15 protein-coding genes and 1 rRNA gene are annotated in these 17,779 nt (G+C 77.3%); 3 read left to right on the forward strand and 13 right to left on the reverse strand.

All coding sequences use genetic code 11. The features are described 5' to 3' along the window. The first annotated feature begins 147 nt into the window (after positions 1-147). The 3 genes from BM048_RS13405 to BM048_RS13415 all read left to right on the forward strand — a co-directional run bounded on the left by BM048_RS13405 (position 148) and on the right by BM048_RS13415 (position 2,991). Positions 148-1,104 (forward strand): ABC transporter ATP-binding protein, encoded by a 957-nt coding sequence (locus BM048_RS13405; protein WP_090033789.1) that lies wholly within the window; start codon positions 148-150, stop codon positions 1,102-1,104. After that, entirely contained in the window at positions 1,101-1,889 is a 789-nt protein-coding gene (locus BM048_RS13410; RefSeq protein WP_090033791.1) for an ABC transporter permease, read from the forward strand. Before BM048_RS13405 ends, BM048_RS13410 begins: the two co-directional genes overlap by 4 nt. 88 nt (positions 1,890-1,977) lie before the next feature. After that, positions 1,978-2,991 (forward strand): COX15/CtaA family protein, encoded by a 1,014-nt coding sequence (locus BM048_RS13415; protein ID WP_239078781.1) that lies wholly within the window; start codon positions 1,978-1,980, stop codon positions 2,989-2,991. On the opposite strand, the gene BM048_RS13420 is transcribed toward BM048_RS13415, so the two are convergent. From BM048_RS13420 to rrf, 13 genes are all read right to left on the reverse strand, one after another. Then, on the reverse strand, positions 2,981-3,616 hold the full coding sequence (locus BM048_RS13420) for an NUDIX domain-containing protein (RefSeq protein WP_090033793.1): 636 nt from the start codon (positions 3,614-3,616) through the stop codon (positions 2,981-2,983). The two genes, BM048_RS13415 and BM048_RS13420, sit on opposite strands and share 11 nt — an antisense overlap. Continuing rightward, the gene (locus BM048_RS13425) at positions 3,613-5,403 is read right to left on the reverse strand and encodes a CTP synthase (protein WP_090033795.1); all 1,791 of its coding nucleotides are present in this window, start codon (positions 5,401-5,403) and stop codon (positions 3,613-3,615) included. The genes BM048_RS13420 and BM048_RS13425 overlap by 4 nt, the downstream gene beginning before the upstream one ends. Before the next feature lie 11 nt (positions 5,404-5,414). After that, entirely contained in the window at positions 5,415-7,073 is a 1,659-nt protein-coding gene (gene murJ / locus BM048_RS13430; RefSeq protein WP_090033797.1) for a murein biosynthesis integral membrane protein MurJ, read from the reverse strand. Further along, the gene (locus tag BM048_RS13435) at positions 7,070-7,987 is read right to left on the reverse strand and encodes a hypothetical protein (protein WP_139224456.1); all 918 of its coding nucleotides are present in this window, start codon (positions 7,985-7,987) and stop codon (positions 7,070-7,072) included. The genes murJ and BM048_RS13435 overlap by 4 nt, the downstream gene beginning before the upstream one ends. Beyond that, positions 7,984-9,027, reverse strand: coding sequence for a copper transporter (locus BM048_RS13440; RefSeq protein WP_090033798.1), 1,044 nt, complete (start codon positions 9,025-9,027; stop codon positions 7,984-7,986). The genes BM048_RS13435 and BM048_RS13440 overlap by 4 nt, the downstream gene beginning before the upstream one ends. A 55-nt stretch (positions 9,028-9,082) precedes the next feature. Next, entirely contained in the window at positions 9,083-10,267 is a 1,185-nt protein-coding gene (steA, locus tag BM048_RS13445; protein ID WP_090033800.1) for a putative cytokinetic ring protein SteA, read from the reverse strand. A 6-nt stretch (positions 10,268-10,273) separates the two neighbouring features. Then, positions 10,274-12,013, reverse strand: a complete 1,740-nt coding sequence (gene recN, locus BM048_RS13450) for a DNA repair protein RecN (protein ID WP_090033801.1) — start codon at positions 12,011-12,013, stop codon at positions 10,274-10,276. Continuing rightward, positions 12,010-12,900 carry an NAD kinase gene (locus tag BM048_RS13455; RefSeq protein WP_090033851.1) on the reverse strand — a complete coding sequence of 297 codons (891 nt, stop codon included), beginning with the start codon at positions 12,898-12,900 and terminating at the stop codon, positions 12,010-12,012. Before BM048_RS13455 ends, recN begins: the two co-directional genes overlap by 4 nt. Further along, positions 12,897-13,700 carry a TlyA family RNA methyltransferase gene (locus tag BM048_RS13460; RefSeq protein WP_090033853.1) on the reverse strand — a complete coding sequence of 268 codons (804 nt, stop codon included), beginning with the start codon at positions 13,698-13,700 and terminating at the stop codon, positions 12,897-12,899. The genes BM048_RS13455 and BM048_RS13460 overlap by 4 nt, the downstream gene beginning before the upstream one ends. Positions 13,701-13,723: 23 nt before the next feature. Beyond that, positions 13,724-14,002 carry a hypothetical protein gene (locus BM048_RS13465; protein ID WP_090033803.1) on the reverse strand — a complete coding sequence of 93 codons (279 nt, stop codon included), beginning with the start codon at positions 14,000-14,002 and terminating at the stop codon, positions 13,724-13,726. 209 nt (positions 14,003-14,211) lie between these two features. Continuing rightward, positions 14,212-15,255 carry an HAD-IIA family hydrolase gene (locus BM048_RS13470; protein WP_090033805.1) on the reverse strand — a complete coding sequence of 348 codons (1,044 nt, stop codon included), beginning with the start codon at positions 15,253-15,255 and terminating at the stop codon, positions 14,212-14,214. Beyond that, the gene (locus tag BM048_RS13475) at positions 15,252-16,229 is read right to left on the reverse strand and encodes a hypothetical protein (RefSeq protein WP_175499546.1); all 978 of its coding nucleotides are present in this window, start codon (positions 16,227-16,229) and stop codon (positions 15,252-15,254) included. Before BM048_RS13475 ends, BM048_RS13470 begins: the two co-directional genes overlap by 4 nt. A 1,261-nt stretch (positions 16,230-17,490) precedes the next feature. Then, a 5S ribosomal RNA gene (gene rrf, locus BM048_RS13480) occupies positions 17,491-17,607 on the reverse strand. Between the last annotated feature and the right edge of the window lie 172 nt (positions 17,608-17,779).

The raw sequence follows: 17,779 nt of genomic DNA on the forward strand, positions 1-17,779 counted from the left end.
GCAAGGAAGGTCGCCCTCACCGCCGGGGGACGCCCTCAGCACGGCCCCGGCGGACGGGGCCTCTGCCGGGGCCGCGCCTGAGCGCGGCGCGCGCCCGTGCCCGCGCCGTCACCGAGGACAGGGGCGCCCCGCCTAGACTGCCCGCTCGTGCACGACTCCCCCGCCGTGGAGGTCCGCGGCCTGGTCAAGCGCTACGGCGCCCGGCCCGTCGTCGACGGGCTCGACCTCGTCGCCCGGCGCGGTGCGGTCACGGCCGTCCTCGGCCCCAACGGCGCCGGCAAGACCACGACCGTCGAGTGCTGCGAGGGCCTGCGCCGTCCCGACAGCGGGACGGTCCGCGTGCTCGGCCTCGACCCGGTCACCGACGGTGCAGCGCTGCGGCCCCGGGTCGGCGTCATGCTGCAGGACGGGGGCCTGCCCACCGGTGCCCGCGCCCAGGACGTCCTGGCCCACGTGAGCCGCATGTACGCGGCGCCGCGCAGCACCGCCGAGCTCGCGGAGCGCCTCGGCCTGCACGCCTTCGCCCGCACGACGGTGCGCCGGCTGTCCGGCGGGCAGCGCCAGCGCCTCGCGCTCGCCGCCGCGCTCGTCGGCCGCCCCGAGCTCGTGTTCCTCGACGAGCCCAGCGCCGGCATGGACCCGCAGTCGCGCCGGGCCGTGTGGGACCTCGTGCGGGAGCTGCGCGACGAGGGCGTGGCGGTCGTGCTGACCACGCACCTCATGGACGAGGCCGAGGACCTGGCCGACCACGTCGTCGTCGTCGACGGCGGCCGCGTCGTGGCGCAGGGGTCGGTCGCCGAGCTCACCACCGGCGCGGGCCTGGCCCCGGGCGGCTCCGCCGGGCGCGCCGACGAGCGGACCCTCGTCCTGCGCATCGCGGGCCCCGTGCAGCCGGCGGACCTGGCCGGTGTCGTCGGGGGCGCGTTCGCCGTGGCCTCGCCCGCCGCGGGCACGCTCACGGTGACCGGCCCCGTCGACCCGGTCGCGGTGGCCGCGGTGACGGCCGAGCTCGCCCGCCGCGACGTCCTCGTCGGGAGCCTCGTCGTGGGGCGTCGCACGCTCGAGGACGTCTTCCTCGACCTCACCGGCCGGAGCCTGCGATGACGACGACCGCCCCGTCCACGCCCGCGGCGCCCCGGGCCGCCGGCGCCGCCCCCGCCGCGCGGCGGGTGCTGGCGCAGACGGCCTTCGAGGCGCGGGCCGTGCTGCGCAACGGCGAGCAGCTGCTCGTCACGCTCGTCGTCCCGGTGCTGCTCCTCGTCGGGCTCACCCGCAGCTCCTTCGTCGAGATCGGCACGGGCGGGGCGGCGCGCGTCGACGTGCTGGCGCCGAGCGTGCTGGCCCTGGCCGTCATGACCACCTCCTTCACCTCGCAGGCCATCGCCACCGCCTTCGACCGGCGCAACGGGGTGCTGCGGCTCCTGGCCACGACGCCGCTGGGCCGGCCCGGCCTGCTGCTCGGCAAGGCCGGCGGGGTCCTCGTCGTCGAGGCCGTGCAACTCCTGGTGATCGGGGCGACGGCGCTCGCGCTCGGGTGGCGCCCGGCGGCGGCCGGCATCCTGCCCGCGCTGCTGGCGGCCGTCCTGGGGACGGTCGCGTTCGTGGCGCTCGCGCTCCTGGTGGCCGGCACCCTGCGCGCGGAGGCCGTGCTGGCCGTCGCGAACCTCCTGCTCCTGCTGCTCGCGCTCGCCGGTGGCGTGGTCGTGCCGCTGGCGGACCTGCCGCCGGGGCTCGCGGCCATCGCCGCGTGGCTGCCGTCCGGGGCGCTGGGCGAGGCGATGCGCGTCGCGCTCGTCGAGGGCCGGGTCGCGGTGGCGCCGCTGGCCGTGCTGGCGGGCTGGGCGGCCCTGCTCGTGGCCGCCGCGGCGCGGCTGTTCCGCTGGTCCTGAGACGGCGTCGACCGGGCACGGGCCGGCCACCTGAGCGGTGCCTGCCGGTCCCGCCGGGCACCGCGGGGCCGCGCCTATCCTTGACGCCGTGAGCACGCCCGCCCCTGCCCGCGACCGGCTCGTCCCCCGGGTCCTCGACCGGGTGAGCACCCGTGTCGGCGCCCGCGTCGACCGCTTCCGCCCCTGGACGCGCCGCGTGCTCCTCGTCAACCTCGTCGCCCAGATCGGCATCGTCGCCACGGGCGGGCTCGTCCGGCTGACGAGCTCCGGCCTGGGTTGCGTCACCTGGCCCCAGTGCCAGCCGGGCAGCTTCGTCCCCGTCGCGCACGGACCCGCGCCCTTCCACCAGGGCGTCGAGTTCGGCAACCGGCTGCTGACCTTCGTCGTCGGCGCCGCGGCCCTCGCCGTGCTGCTGCTCGTCGGCACCGACCGCACGCGGACGCGTCCCTACCGCCGCCTCGGCGCCGCCCCGCTGCTCGGCGTGGTCGTGCAGGCCGTGGTCGGCGGCGTGTCCGTCCTCCTGCACCTCGCGCCCTGGGTGGTGGGGCTGCACTTCCTCATCTCGATGGTCCTCGTCGTCGCCTCGGCCTGGCTGCTCGTCCGGCACGACGAGGGCGACGCGCCACCCGTCCCCCTCGTCGACAGCACCACGCGCCGCCTGCTCGCGGCCCTCGGCGTCGTCACCGCGGTCGTGCTCGCCCTGGGTGTCGTCGTGACGGGAGCCGGGCCGCACTCCGGCGACGACGAGCTCGGCTACCGGTTCGCCGTCGACCCGTACCTGACCGCGCGTGTGCACGCCGCGAGCGTGTGGGTGTTCGTCGCCCTGCTCGTCGCGGTGCTGCTGCGGCTGCGGCGGGACGGCGCCGCACGGCCCCTGCGCACGGGGCTCGTGCTGATGGCGGTCACCCTCGCGCAGGCGCTCGTCGGCTACGTGCAGCTCTTCACCGGGCTGCCCATCGCGCTGGTGAACCTGCACATGATCGGCGCGGCGCTGCTGACCGCGGGGGTCACCCGTCTCGTGGGTGCGTGCCGCTCCCGGGGGTCGCTCGGGGCCGGTGCCGGGTCGCCCGTCGTGGACGACCCGGCGCTGCTCACGCGCTGAGCCGGACGGGACGCAGGTCCGTCCAACCGCCGGCCCTGGCCGCCGCGGCCGCCAGGACGCCGACGACCGTCGTCGGGCAGCGCAGGCGTCCCGCGAGGACGCCGGCCACCGCCTCGTCCAGCGGCACCCAGACGGGCCGCATCGTGGCCTCCTCGTCGACGCGGGCGTAGCGCTCGGCCTCGGGCACCGGCGACAGGTCGCGCGCGAGGAACAGCTGGATCCGCTCGCTCGAGGACCCCGGCGTGGAGAAGATCTCCGTCAGCCGCCACCAGGAGGCGGCGCGCAGGTCGGCCTCCTCCGCGAGCTCCCGGGCAGCCGCGGCCACCGGGTCCTCCCCCGCGACGTCGAGCAGCCCGGCCGGCGGCTCCCAGAGCTCCTGCCGGACGGCGTGGCGGTACTGGTCGAGCAGGAGGACGCGGTCGTCGTCGTCGAGCACGACGACCGCCACGGCGCCGGGGTGCGCCAGATACTCCCGCGTGACCTGCGTGTCGCCGAGGTCGACGACGTCGGCGACGAGGTCGAAGATCCGCCCGGCGTGCACCGTGCGGTGCTCGACGACCGGGCGCTCGGACGGGCGGTCCGCCGTCCCGGCGTCGGCGGGGACGGCGGTGTCCGCCGCGCTCACGCCTGCACGCTCGCGGCCGCGGGCTCCAGGCCCTCGGCCGGGCTGCCGGCCGCGGGTGCCGCGTCGGGCGCGGATGCCGCGTCGGGCGCGGATGCCGCGTCGTCCGCGGCCCGCCGCCCCGAGGGCGTGCTCGACCGGGTGATCGCCGCGGCGACGAGGCCCGCGAAGAGCGGGTGCGCCCGCGTCGGACGGGACTTGAACTCCGGGTGCGCCTGCGTCGCGACGTAGTACGGGTGCACGTCCCGCGGCAGCTCGACGAACTCCACGAGCGACCGGTCCGGGAGCGTGCCGGAGATGACGAGGCCCGCCTCCTCCAGCCGCCCGCGGTAGGCGTTGTTGACCTCGTACCGGTGGCGGTGGCGCTCGGAGACGTGCGTGCTGCCGTACGCGGCGGCCGCGACGGAGCCGGGCTCCAGCACGGCGTCGTACGCGCCGAGGCGCATCGTCCCGCCCAGGTCGCCGGCGCCCCCGACGAAGGCCAGCTGCTCCTCCATCGTGGCGACGACCGGGTCCGGGGTGCCCTCGTCGAACTCCGTCGACGAGGCCTGCGGCAGGTTGAGGACGTTCCGGGCGTACTCGATGACCATGCACTGCAGGCCGAGGCAGATGCCCAGGGTCGGCACGCGGTTCTCGCGCGCCCACCGCAGGGCGCCCAGCTTGCCCTCGATGCCCCGCACCCCGAAGCCGCCGGGGACGAGCACGGCGTCGACGCCGCCCAGCGCGAGCTCGGCGCCCTCGGGCGTGTCGCAGTCGTCCGACCGCACCCAGCGCAGGACGACCTTCGCGTCGTGGTGGAAGCCGCCCGCGCGCAGCGCCTCCGTCACGGACAGGTAGGCGTCGGGCAGGTCGATGTACTTGCCGACGAGCGCGATCTCCACCTGCCGCGCGGGCTCGTGGACCCGCTGGAGGAGGCCGTCCCAGAGCCGCCAGTCGACGTCGCGGAAGGGCAGCGCGAGGCGCTGGACGACGTACGCGTCCAGGCCCTCGGCGTGCAGCACGCGGGGGATGTCGTAGATGCTCGGCGCGTCCTTGGCGGTGACGACGCCCTCGACGTCGACGTCGCACATGAGGGCGATCTTCCGCTTCGTGGACTCCGGCACCTCGCGGTCCGCCCGCAGGACGATCGCGTCGGGCTGGATGCCGATGCTGCGCAGCGCGGCGACGGAGTGCTGGGTGGGCTTCGTCTTCAGCTCGCCCGACGGGCCGATGTACGGCACGAGCGAGACGTGCAGGAAGAAGACGTTCGCCCGGCCGAGGTCGTGGCGCACCTGCCGCGCCGCCTCGAGGAACGGCTGCGACTCGATGTCGCCGACCGTGCCGCCGATCTCGGTGATGATGACGTCGACGTCGTCCCCCGCCTGCTCGCGCATGCGGGTCTTGATCTCGTCCGTGATGTGCGGGATGACCTGCACCGTGTCGCCGAGGAACTCCCCGCGCCGCTCCTTGGCGATCACGTGCGAGTAGATCTGGCCGGTCGTGACATTGGCGGAGCCGATGAGATCCACGTCCAGGAAGCGCTCGTAGTGCCCGACGTCGAGGTCGGTCTCCGCGCCGTCCTCGGTGACGAACACCTCACCGTGCTGGAACGGGTTCATCGTGCCCGGGTCCACGTTGAGGTACGGGTCGAGCTTCTGCATCGTGACCCGCAGCCCGCGCGAGCGCAGGAGCCGCCCGAGGCTGCTGGCCGTCAGGCCCTTGCCGAGCGAGGAGGCGACGCCCCCCGTGACGAAGATGTGCCGGGTCAGGGAGTCCGACCGCCCGGAGAGTCGGTGCGCGCGCTCTGTCACGGGCCTCCAGCCTACCCGACGGGCGCGTCGGCACCACGGCCGAGGCGCGCGAGCCGTCGCAACGCCGCGCGGTCGAGGAGGGCGAGGACCGCGACGAGCACGACGAGCGCGACGAGCGCGCCGCCGACCGCGCCGGCTACCACCGTCGGGAGGCCGTCCCCGGCCACGGCGGGCACGGCGTCGGTGACCCACCGGCCGGCCACGGCACCGCCCGCGCCCCCGACGACGAGGGCCGCCGTCGTCCGTGCCAGGCCCGCCACGGCGGCGGGCCCCGCCACCCGGCGCACCGCGGCGAGCACCACCACGCCCCCGACGAGCATCCCCGTCGTGTGCGCTGCGCCGAGCGCGACCAGCACGCGCAGCGCGTCGGGCCCGTCGGCGGTGAGCATGAGCCCGAGCGCCACGGTGGCGAGCGCGACCGCGCCCCAGCCCGCCGCGGTCGTCGCGACCGCCGCCCGCCCGTGCTCGGCGGCGTACAGGGTGCGCGAGCCGTGGAACACGGCCGCGAACCCCACGAGCCCGGGCACCATCACGGTCAGCGTGCTCGCCATGCCCTGCCCGACGACCTGCCCGACGAGACGTCCGTCGCCCTGTTCGACGGCGACGAACACGGCCGCCACACCGGGGGCAGCCGCGGCGACGGCGGCCGCCCCGGCCGCCGCGGCTGTGAGGACGGCGGCGGTCGTGCGCGCGGTCAGCGCCGCGAAGCCGGCGCGGTCCTCGTCGGCCCAGCGCTCGGCCAGCCGCGGGAAGCTCGAGGTGGCCAGCGGCACCACCAGGACGGCGTACGGCAGCAGGTAGAGCTGCTGCGTCCACGTCCAGACGGTGAAGGCGCCGTCGCCGCCCCGCGCGGTCGCGACGCCCATGGCGACGAGGACGGCGACCTGCTGGGCGACGAGCGCCCCCACCCCGGCGAGCGCAAGGGACCGGAAGCGCCGGCCCGCGCCCGCCGGGAACCGCCACGAGGGCGCCACGCGGACACCGAGCCGGTGCACGGGCACGAGCATCGGCAGGCACATCGCCGCGACGCCGGCCGTCGTGCCCCAGGCGAGGACCTCGACCGAGCCGCCCGGCAGCGCGCCGGGGTCGTCGCGCACACCGCCGGAGAGCGCGCCGTAGACGAGGTAGGTCGTGATGACGACGAGCGAGGACATCACGGGCGCGAAGGCCGGCCAGAAGAACCGTCGGTGCGCCTGGAGCACGCCGTAGAGGAGCACCGCGAGCCCGTACATCGGCACCTGCGGGGCGAAGACCAGGAGGAACGTCCGCACGAGTGCGGTCAGCCCGGGGTCGCCGGACGGGGTGAGCAGGGTCGCGAGCGGCCCGCTGAGGGCGGCGAGCAGCAGCCCGAGCGGGACCAGGACGGTGAGGGTCCAGCCGACCGCCGCCCGCACCACCGCGTCGACCTCCACGCGGTCGCGGCGCCGCAGGGGGCCTGCCAGCAGCGGCACCACGGCCCCCGCGAGCGCGCCGCCGGCGGCGACCTCGAAGAGCACGTTCGGCAGCAGGTTGGCGCGGTTGTACGCGTCCGCGATGGCACCCGCGCCGACCCCGTCCGCCATGGCGAGGGACCGGACGAAGCCGAGGACCCGGCTGACCACCGTCACGGCGGCGATGAGCGCGGCGGCGCCCGCCAGACCGGGGGCGGCGCGCCGCAGGAGCCGGTTCACCGTCCGGAGGGCGCGGGCGGGCGGCGCCCCCAGGCGTCCAGCTCGCGCAGGACCGGCGTCGCCTCGATGACGCGGGTGAAGCTGACCCGCTCGCTGGCGAGCGTCAGGGCGACGAGCGCGCCCAGGACGGCCACCCGCGTGCGCGGGCCGGTGCCGGCGACGACGAGGGTGCCGAGCGCGGCGCCGAGGGCGTTCGCGCCGCCGTCACCGAGCATGTCGCGCTCGTCGAGGTCGGCCGGCAGCGCGGCCACGACGACGCCGAGCAGCCCGACGGCGGCCGGGCGCACCGCCCCCGCTCCCGATCCCGACCCCAGCAGGGACGTGGCCGCCACCGCCGACGCCTTCAGGGCGCGACCGGGCCGCAGGTCGAGGAGGTTCACGAGGTTGGCGGCCGCCGCGACGAGCGCACCCGAGACGAGGACGTCGGCGAGCGTCCCGGGCCGCCCGCGGCGGTACGCCGGGACGGACGGCAGCACGACGAGGGCCGCCGCGGCCAGGCCGCCCGCCCCGATGCCGAGCACCTTGGCGCCGCCGGTGGTCAGCCGCCCCCGCGCGAGCGCCCCCAGGTGGCCCCGCAGGCCCTTCGTGCGCGTCGCGGGGTCCTCCGACAGGTCGTCGACGACCCCGAGCGCGCCGGCCGTCACCGTCGCCGTGGTGAGGGCCAGGGCGAGCGGACCGGGTGCACCCCGCCCCGTCCCGCTCCGCCCGCCGAGCAGTGCGCCCGCGGCACCGCCCACCGCGGTGGCGGCGGCGACGGCCGGCCCGGCGAGGAGGCTGACGGGCTCGCCCCGGTGGTTCGTCCGCGTCCACCGTCCGGCCCCGCCCGGCGTCCGGGAGCGCAGGGCCGCGCGCGCCGCCCGGCACGTCAGCGCACCGGCCACGGCAGCGGCGGCCCCGGCGGCGGCTGCGCTCACCCCTCGCCCGTCCCGGCGTCGGCGCCGTCGGTGGGCTGCTCGGGCACGGATGTCGGGGTGCGGTCCGGTGCCGGCAGGGTCACGGAGGGCGGCAGCACCGTCTCACCGTCGCCGGTGCCGTAGTGCCCCACGGTCCCCGCGATGTCGGCCGCGAGGGCGAGCGGCAGGACGGTCTGCCCCACGACGCCCTGCGTCCCGGTCACCGTCGTGAGCTCGGCCGCCAGGTCGGCGTCGGCGAGAACGGCCGTGGTGAGCGTGTCACCCGTCTCGGGGCCGTCCGCCAGGACCGCACCCTCGGCGTACGTCCCGCCGGCCCGCAGCAGCGCGACGGCCGCCTCGGTCGAGTCCGTCGTCGGGGTCGCGACGGGGTCTGTCACGTTGCCCGCGTCGTCCGTCTGCAGGGGCTGCAGGACGACGACCGCGTCGGCGGGCGCGGTGACCGGGTCCTGCAGGGTCACCAGCGCGTTGTCCCCCGTGCTGAGCAGCTCGAGCAGGAGCGAGGCGTCCTGCCCCAGGGCGTCGGGGTTGGCCGCGTCGCCCCGGACGAGCCCCTGCACGAGGGCCGCGGCGAGCTCGGCGGCCGTGCCCGCGTCCTCGGCGGGCGCCGGGTCGAGGTACTCCACGAGGTTGCCGACGAGCGCGGTGCGGTAGGGCCGCTGCTCCGGGTCGGTCCAGGCGTCCGTGAGCGTCACGCGCGCGGAGGTGGTGGCGCCGGCGGCCGCGAGCGCGGCGTCCACGGCCGCCACGCGCTCCGGCGACGACTCCCCGAGCTGCACGAGGGCGACGCGCCGGCCGGCGAGGGCGCCCTCGAGCAGCTGCGGACCGGTCGCGGCGGCGAACGCCTCGAGGTCCTGCTGCTCCGCCTCCGACTGCTGGAGCTGCGTGCGCAGCTCCTCGCGCTCGACCCGGAGCTGGTCCACCTGACCCGTGAGGGTGTCGCCGATGGTCTCCTCCAGCGGCCCGGCGCCGAGGGCGATGCCGACCGCCAGGGCGAGGAACACCGAGATGAGGGAGACGAGGTGGTAGCGGAAGTCGATCACGGTCGGTGCTCTCGGTCGAGGGGGCGGGCGGGCGCGGGAGGTGCCAGGTGCGGCATCACGCGCCCCCGAACAGCCCGGTGAACCAGGACGCGACGTCGTCCAGGCGTGCGGCGGTCAGGCCCAGCAGCGTCTGACCCGCCTCGGTGGAGGCGAGCGCGACGCCGAGCGCGAGCAGGCCGGCCAGGACCAGGAGCACCACCTGGAGGTTCGAGATGCGGTGGTGGTAGAGCCGGGACACGCCCTTGGCGTCGATGAGCTTGCTGCCCACGCGCAGGCGCGTGAGGAACGTGCTGGCCATGCCCGAACGGCCCTTGTCGAGGAACTCCACGAGCGTGGCGTGGGTGCCGACCGCGACGATGAGCTCGGCGCCCTTGTCGTCGGCGAGCAGCATCGCCACGTCCTCGCTCGTGCCGGTCGCGGGGAAGACGAGGTGCGGCACGCCGAGCTGCTCCACGCGCGCCAGGCCGGGCGCGCGGCCGTCGCGGTAGGCGTGCACGACGACCTCCGCGCCGCACGACAGCGCCCGGTCGGAGACGGAGTCCATGTCGCCGACGATCATGTCGGGCCGCAGCCCCGCCTCGAGGATCGCGTCGGCGCCCCCGTCCACCCCGATGAGCACCGGCCGGTACTCGCGGATGTACGAGCGCAGGACGACGAGGTCCTCCTTGTAGTGGTAGCCGCGCACGACGATGAGCGCGTGCCGCCCCTCGAGGTCCGTGCGCACGTCCGGCACGCCGACCCCGTCGAGCAGGAGCTCCCGCTCCCGGCGCAGGTAGTCCATGGTGTTCGCGGCGAACGACTCGAGCTGCACCGACAGGCCCTCGCGCGCGTCGGCCATCGCCGCGGCCACGGTCGTGTCCGTCTGCAGCACGCCCTCGGCGACGAGGGTCTCGCCGTCGTACACCGCGCCCTCGACCAGCCGCAGCTCGTGCCCCTCGGGCACGGTCATGACGTCGGGCCCGAGGTCGTCGACGAGGGGCACGCCCGCCGCCAGGAGGATCTCCGGCCCCAGGTTGGGGTACCGCCCGGAGGTGGAGCGTGCGGCGTTGAGCACGGCGGCCGGCTGGCAGGCCGCGAGCGCCTCGGCGGAGACGCGGTCGAGGTCGAGGTGGTCGATCACCGCGACGTCGCCGGGTCGCAGCCGCTTCGTCAGGTTCTTGGTGCGGTGGTCCACGCGCGCCGGCCCGACCACGTCGGCGCCGTCGACGACGGGGGCAGCCTTGCGCAGGGAGAATCTCATCGTCGGTCATCGTCCCACGGACGACGCCTCCAGGAGCTCAGCCGCGTGGGCGCGCGCCACGTCGGAGTCCTCCTGGCCGGACAGCATCCGCGCCAGCTCGCGCACCCGCTCGTCGTCGGCCACGACCCGCACGTCGGACGCGGTCACGACGTCCACGCCGCCGGCGCTCGACTTGCTGACGACGAGGTGGTGGTCGGCGAAGGCGGCGACCTGCGCGAGGTGGGTGACCACGAGGACCTGGGCCGTGCGCGCCAGGGACGCGAGACGTCGGCCGATCTCGACGGCCGCGCGGCCGCCGACGCCGGCGTCGACCTCGTCGAACACGAACGTGCCCGGCCCGGCCCCGCGCTCCCCCTGCTCGCCGGCGAGCGCCACCTCGATGGCCAGCATCACCCGGGACAGCTCCCCGCCCGAGGCGCCCTTGCCGAGCGGGCGCGCGGGGGCGCCGGCGTGCGGCACGAGGAGCATCTCGACACGGTCGGCCCCGTGCGGCCCCGGCTCGTCGGCCGGCTCCACCCGCACCTCGAGGCGGGCGCCGGCCATGGCCAGGCCGGCCAGCTCCGCGCCCACGGCGGACGCCAGGCGGCCGGCGGCCTCCCGACGGCGCTCGCCGAGGAGGGCCGCCCGCTCGGCCAGCTCCTGCGTCAGGGTGTCGAGCTCCGCGCGCAGCCCGGCGACGCGGCTGTCGCCGCCCTCGAGGTCGGTGAGGCGGCGCACCGCCTCGCCCGACCAGGCCAGCACGGCGTCGACGTCGCCGCCGTGCCGGCGGGCGAGCGCGGCCAGCTCGGCGCGGCGGGCCTGCGCGGCGTCCAGGCGCAACGGATCGGCGGCCAGGTCCGACACGTAGACGGACAGCTCCGTCGCCACGTCGGCGAGGAGGTAGCCGGCCTCCGCGACCCGCGTGGCGAGCTCGGCCAGCCGGGCGTCGTGGTGGCCCTGCGCCTCCAGGACCCGGCGTGCGTGCTCGACGACGGCGACCGCGCTCGTCGCCTCGCCGGCCGGGTCGTCCCCGCCGGTGAGCGCGGCACGGGCCCCCGTCGCGGCGGACCGCAGGTCCTCGGCGTGCGCGAGCCGGCCGATCTCGGCGTCGAGGTCCACGTCCTCGTGCGGCTGGGGGTCGACGCGCTCGACCTCCTCCAGGCCGAGGCGGAGGAGCTCGGCCTCCCGCGCGCGGTCCTCGGCCCGGTCCACGAGCTCGGCGAGCTCGGTCGCGAGGCGCGCGCGCCGCGCCCACCGCTCCCGGTACGCCGCCAGCTCCGCCCCGTGCTCCGGCCCCGCGAACGCGTCCAGGGCCTCGCGCTGGTGCGACGGCGAGCGCAGCCGGGCCTGGTCGGCCTGGCCGTGCACCGTGACGAGCGCGTCGGCGAGCTCACCCAGCACGGCCTGGGGCACCGACCGCCCGCCGAGGAACGCGCGCGAGCGGCCCGTGCCGCCGTCGCCCGTCGCCCCGACGGTCCGGACGACGACGAGCGAGCCGTCCTCGTCGAGCTCCGCGCCGGCCTCGACGGCGCGCTCCCCGACGGCGGTGCCCGCGGCCGCCGCCACCCGGCCCTCCACGGACGCGGCCCGCGCCCCGGTGCGCACCACCGCGGGGTCGGCCTTCGCGCCGAGCAGCAGGCCCAGCGCCGTCAGCACCATCGTCTTGCCCGCGCCGGTCTCCCCCGTCAGCACGGTCAGCCCCGGCCCCAGCCGGACCTCGGCGGCACCGATGACGCCCAGGTCGGCGATGCGGATCTCCTCGATCACCCGGCCTCCTCCGGACGCGGCGCCGACCGCAGGGTGACAGGACGTCCCCGCCAGCCCTCGACCGGCAGCCCGAACTTGTGCACGAGCCGGGTCGTGAAGGGCGCCGGGCTCAGCCGGGCCATGCGCACGGGGACGGGGCTGCGGCGCACCTCGACCCGGGAGCCGCGGGGTACCTCGATGCGACGCCGCCCGTCGCACGTGAGCGCGCCGCCGGCCGCCGACTCCTCGAGCAGCTCGACCGCGAGCACCGACCGCGGCCCGAGCACGAGGGGCCGCGCGAACAGGGCGTGCGCGGAGACCGGCACGACGATCATGCCGTCGACGTCCGGCCACACGACGGGTCCGCCCGCGGAGAACGCGTGCGCCGTGGACCCGGTCGAGGTCGCGACGATGATGCCGTCGCAGCCGAACGACGACAGGGGCCGCTCGTCCACCGCGACGACCACCTCGATCATGCGCGCGCGCTCGACCTTCTCCAGCGCCACCTCGTTGAGGGCCCAACCCGTCGAGACGGAGCCGTCCGGGGCGTGCACCCGCACGTCGACGGTCGTGCGCGCCTCGATGGTGAAGGCGCCGGAGGTCAGGCGACGGACCGAGGAGACGACGTCGTCGCGCTCCGCCTCGGCCAGGAAGCCCACGTGCCCCAGGTTGATGCCGAGCAGGGGCGCACCCGTGCCCCGCGTCAGCTCGGCCGCGCGCAGGATCGTCCCGTCGCCGCCCAGGACGATGACGAGGTCGACCGCGGGCACCGGGTCGGGCGCCGGCTCGTCGTCGCCGGCGACGAGCGCGTCGACGTCGGCCCGCGCGAGCTCCGCGAGGACCTCGTCCATGGCCTGCCGTGCCTCCGCGCGACCCAGGTGGACGACGACCAGGGCCGTGCGCCTCATGCCGGCACCGCCCCGGTCCGCCGCGCCACCCATGCCAGGTCCGGGGGGACCGCAGCGGGGAGCGGCCGCAGGTGCGCGACGTGCTCCCGGTTGCCGTGCGTCCCGACCACGGGACTGGGGACGAGGCCCGCGGTCGCCAGGCCGTGCCCGGCGGCGGCGACGAGGACGCGGTGGACGGCTGCGGCGGCGGCCCCCGCGTCCCGGACGACCCCGCCGCTGCCCAGCCGCTCGCGGCCCACCTCGAACTGCGGCTTGACCAGCAGCAGGACGTCCGAGGACGGGTGCAGCAGGGCGGCGACGGGCCCGAGGACGAGCGTCAGCGAGATGAAGGACAGGTCGCCGACGACGAGGTCGGGCGTCGGCACGTCGCCGGGTCGCAGGTGGCGCACGTTGACCCCCTCGCGGGCGTCGACGCGCGGGTCCTCGCGCAGGCGCGGCAGCAGCTGGCCGTGCCCGACGTCGACCGCCGTCACGTGAGCCGCCCCGCGCCGCAGGAGCACGTCGGTGAACCCGCCGGTGCTCGCGCCCAGGTCCAGGCAGGTCCGCCCCGCGACCGCCGGCGCCGCGGCCCCCAGGGCCTCGAGGGCGCCCACGAGCTTCAACGCGGCCCTGCTGGCCCAGTCGGCGTCGTCCGGGTCGGCCAGCACGTCGAGGTGCGCCTCCGGCGCCACCGCCCGCGCGGCCTTGCCCACCGCCCGCCCGTCCACCTGCACGCGCCCGGCGTCCAGCAGCTCCCCGGCGTGCCGGCGCGACCGCGCCAGCCCGCGGCGGACCAGCTCGGCGTCCAGCCGCGCCGTCACCCGTGCGTCCTCCACCGCGACGCTCACCGGCCGGGGTCCGCGAGCCGGTCCTGCAGCGCTGCGTGGACCGCCTCGTACGCCCCGGGGTGCTCGGCCAGCGGCCGGTCGACGAGGCCGTCCAGGGTCCGCAAGGCCTCCTCGACGGCGACGTCGTACTCGTCGGCGATCGCGGCGTCCTCGGTAGCAACGGCTCGGTCGGGCGTGCCGGCGTCGGCGGACGGACGTGCGAGAGCCGCCCGCGGCACGGGCGGACGCGGGACCGGTCGCGCCAGGGGGCGCGGGTCCGTGGTCGGCTGGCTCATCGAGGCCGTCCACCCTCTCCTGTCGGTGCTCGGTGCGCCTCGCGGTCGTCGCACGCGCCGGGCCGGACGAGGGCGACGACGTGCACGGGAGGACCCGGGCGCGCGTTCACGGTACCTGCTGGCACCCGCGCGCCCCGTCCCGGCACGCCCCGCCGGTGGCCACCCGGCAGGATCCGGGCTGGGGACGGCTCGGCGTGCTCGGCGTACGGTCAGGACGTGACGACGAGGTCCGGCACCGAGACGGGGTCCACCGCCCGGCCCTCGTCGACCGCCGCCCACACCGCGGCGCAGGCCGCCCGCGCCACGTCCACCGCGGGCTCGAGGTCGTCGTCCGCGGAGACGCGGGTCGGGCCGCGCAGCTCGAGCCGCCCGTCCACCACCCGCGCGGCCGCCGCGCGGCACGTCCACCACCCCTCCGCGCCCGGCACGGGCACCGGATGCCGCACGAGCAGGGCGCGCAGGTCGGCCCCCAGCAGGTGCGGACGCAGGTGCGGCGGGGCCAGGACGGCGTCCCGCGCGCTGCTGACGCCCGTGAGCACGTGCAGCCCGTCGTACCCCCCGCCCCGCGCGCCCGCGAGGTCGGTGTCCAACCGGTCCCCCACGACGAGGACGCGCCGTGCCCCCGCCCGCTGGACCGCGAGGTGGTACATGGTCGGCTCCGGCTTGCCGGCGCTCGCCGGCTCGACGCCGGTCGCCGCCACGACCGCCGCCACCAACGAGCCGTTGCCCGGCGCCGTGCCGCGCGCCGTGGGGATCGACAGGTCACGGTTGGAGGCCACGTGCCACGCCCCGCGCTGCACCGCGTACGCGGCCTCGGCCAGCTGCGTCCACCCGACCTCCAGGGCGAACCCCTGGGCGACGGCGACGGGATCGTCGTCGGCCGACGACACCACCGTGAACCCCGCCTCGCGGACCGCGGTGAGCAGCCCCGCACCGCCGACGACCAGCACCCGCGAGCCCGGCGCGAGCCGGGTGAGCAGCAGCTGGGCGCACGCCTGCGCGGCCGTCATGACCTCCTCGGGGGTGGTCGGGATGTCGAGGCCCGACAGGTGCTCCGCCACCGTCCCCGGCTCGCGCGACGCGTTGTTCGTGACGAACACCAGCCGCATCCCGCGGGCGCGCGCCGTCGTCAGGCTGGCGGCGGCGTGCTCGATCGGCTCCGGGCCCCGGTAGGCCACCCCGTCGAGGTCGACGAGCGCGAGGTCGTACCCCTCCGCCGGGGGCTGCGGGCTGGCGACGAGCCCGCCGCTCACGCCTCGTCCCCTCGCACGTCCGCGTCCTGCTGCCCGCGCTGCTCGCCGTCCCGCACCTCGTCGCGCTGCCCGTCCCGCACCTCGTCGGGCTGCTCGTCGGCGGGCTGGCCGTCCTGCTCGTCGTCCTGCTCGTCATCCGGCTCGCCGGCGGGCTGGCCGTCCTGCTCGTCGTCCGGCTCGCCGGCGGGCCGGCCGTCCTGCTCGTCGTCCTCGTCGGCGAGGTCCCAGACGACGAGGTCGTCGTCGTCGTCGACCCGGCCGCCGGCCGCCGCGAGCTGGGCCGCGTCGAAGCCGGCGAGCTCCGCCGCGGCCTCCTCGGCACGGCCGGCCGCCTCGAGCGCCGTCGCGCGCGCCTGTGCCACCCGGACCCCGAGCACCCCGCCCGCCGCGCGCACCTCCGGCGTCCCCAGCGCGGCGAGGGCGGCGTCGGGCTCCCCGAGGTCGAGCCGTGCACCGCTGACGACCATGGCGAGCTCCACCCGGCCCGCGGGGTCGAGCCCGGCGGCACCCTCGTCGTGCGCCAGGGCGAGAGCGCGCTCGGGGCGCCCGAGACCCCGCTCGCAGTCCGCCATGACCGGCAGGTGCTCGGACGACCCGTTCAGGCGGCGCACCGTCCGCAGCTCGCGGAGCGCCTCCGCCCACCGGCCGGTGCGGTACGCCGCGAGCCCGGCCGCCTCGCGCACCACGTCGACGCGGCCGCCACGGACGACCGCCGCCGTGGCGTGCGCGTACGCCGCCTCTGGGTCGTCGTCCAGGAGCCGCGCGACCATCACGAGGTGACGTCCCACGACGTCGGCGTTCTCCTTCGTCAGGGTGCGCAGACGCCCCCGCACGTCCCGGTCGAGCATGCCGAAGACCACGTCCTCGGGGATCGCCGGCCCGGCGGCCGGCCGCGCCGACCGCAGCGCGCCCCGCTGCTCGGGGGCGCCCCCGGCCCTGTCTGTCTGACGGTCGTCACCGCCGCGAGCACCCACGGCTCGGCCCGACCACGGCCGACCGCTGTCGCGGTCGTCCCGCCGCGGCCCTGCTGCACCCTCGCGCCGCTCCCAGGAGCGGCCCGCACCGCCCCCGGGCCCACCGCGATCCGGCCGGCCGGGCCGCCCACGACCGGCGTCCGCGCCGCCCCGTCCTCCGCGGTCCGTCGCGCGGTCGTCCGCGTCGCGACGGCCCCAGGGTCGGTCCTCACCCGACTGCCAGGGTCGGTCCGAGGACCGACCACCGCTCCGCAAACCCGCTGCTGCACCGCCGGCGCGGTCGTCACGGCCCCGGTACCCGCCCGTCGCCCCGGCGTCGCGCCGCGGGGACCCGCCGCCGGCACGGCCGTCCCGGCCCTGAGAACGACCCGGCCGGTCCTCACGGCCGGGGTACCCACCCGCACGGTCGTCCCGGCGCTGGTAGCCGCCCGGTCGGTCGTCCCGGCGCTCGTACCCACCCGCACGCTCAGACGAGCGCGGGTCCCCACCGCCCCCGTCGCGACGCTGGAAACCGCCACCCCCCGCACGCTGATCACGACGCGGGTCACCGCCGGCGCCGCGACGGTCGTCGCGACGCTGGTACCCCGAACCCGCACCGCCCTCAGGGCGGCCGAAGCCAGCCCCTCCCCGCCCGCCTCGCGGAGCGGCGCCCCCGCCCGAGCCGGCGCCCGGTTGGCCGCCCCTGCCGGAGACCGCCCGCGACCGGGAGGAGCCGCCGTCCTCGCGCGGACCCCCGCGTCGCTCCGACGTGCCGGCCGCTCCGGACCAGCGGTCCCCCGCAAAGCCCCGCCCGTCCCGTCCCGACAACCGGGGTGCACCGCCGGCGTCGCCGCCCGGACGGCCCCTCGAGGGACGCCCTGACGCGTACCCGTCACCCGTCGCCCGCGGACCTCCGGCTGCGGCGCGTCGCCCGCCCGGTGCCTCGCCCGCGATCCGACGACGAGGGCCGTCCAGCCCCTGCTGGTCGCGGCTCCGGCCCGCTCCCCCGGGAGCGCCCTGGCCCGCGCGGCCGCCGGCCGTCGGGCGTCGCCCCTCGTCGTCCCCGCGCCTCGTGGCCCGGTCGTCGTCGCTGTTCATCTGGAGACCTCTCGTCGTACGTCGGCACCCATGGTCCCACGGACGGCGGGCAGCCCTCCCAGGCAACACCTGTGTGCGACCGACGCGCTGCGCGCCGACGTCGTCCCGTATCGCAAGAGACACGCTCGGTCCGGGAACGACGAAAGGCCACCCCGTGTCGGGGTGGCCTTTCGTGGTAATGGTTGTCCGGCGGCGTCCTACTCTCCCACACCCTGGCGGGTGCAGTACCATCGGCGCTGGTGGGCTTAGCTTCCGGGTTCGGAATGGGACCGGGCGTTTCCCCACCGCTATGACCGCCGTAACGGGGTCGAACCTGGCACCCCGCGCACCCGGCCACCTGGTGGTGGCGGGTGGGGGTGGGTCGTGGTTCGGGAACCGCACAGTGGACGCGTAGCAGTGAATGGTGTGAGCAAGCTGTCGGCTGATTAGTACCGGTCAGCTGCGGCAGTCGTTGGTCCTGCCTTCCACATCCG

This window comes from Cellulomonas marina, from assembly GCF_900111925.1.
Taxonomy (GTDB): Bacteria; Actinomycetota; Actinomycetes; order Actinomycetales; family Cellulomonadaceae; genus Cellulomonas; species Cellulomonas marina.

Coding starts and splice junctions, on each gene's coding strand:
- BM048_RS13410 (WP_090033791.1), top strand. CDS start 1,101: ATGACGACGACCGCCCCGTCCACGCCCGCGGCGCCCCGGGCCGCCGGC.
- steA (WP_090033800.1), bottom strand. CDS start 10,267: ATGAGATTCTCCCTGCGCAAGGCTGCCCCCGTCGTCGACGGCGCCGAC.
- BM048_RS13455 (WP_090033851.1), bottom strand. CDS start 12,900: ATGAGGCGCACGGCCCTGGTCGTCGTCCACCTGGGTCGCGCGGAGGCA.
- BM048_RS13465 (WP_090033803.1), bottom strand. CDS start 14,002: ATGAGCCAGCCGACCACGGACCCGCGCCCCCTGGCGCGACCGGTCCCG.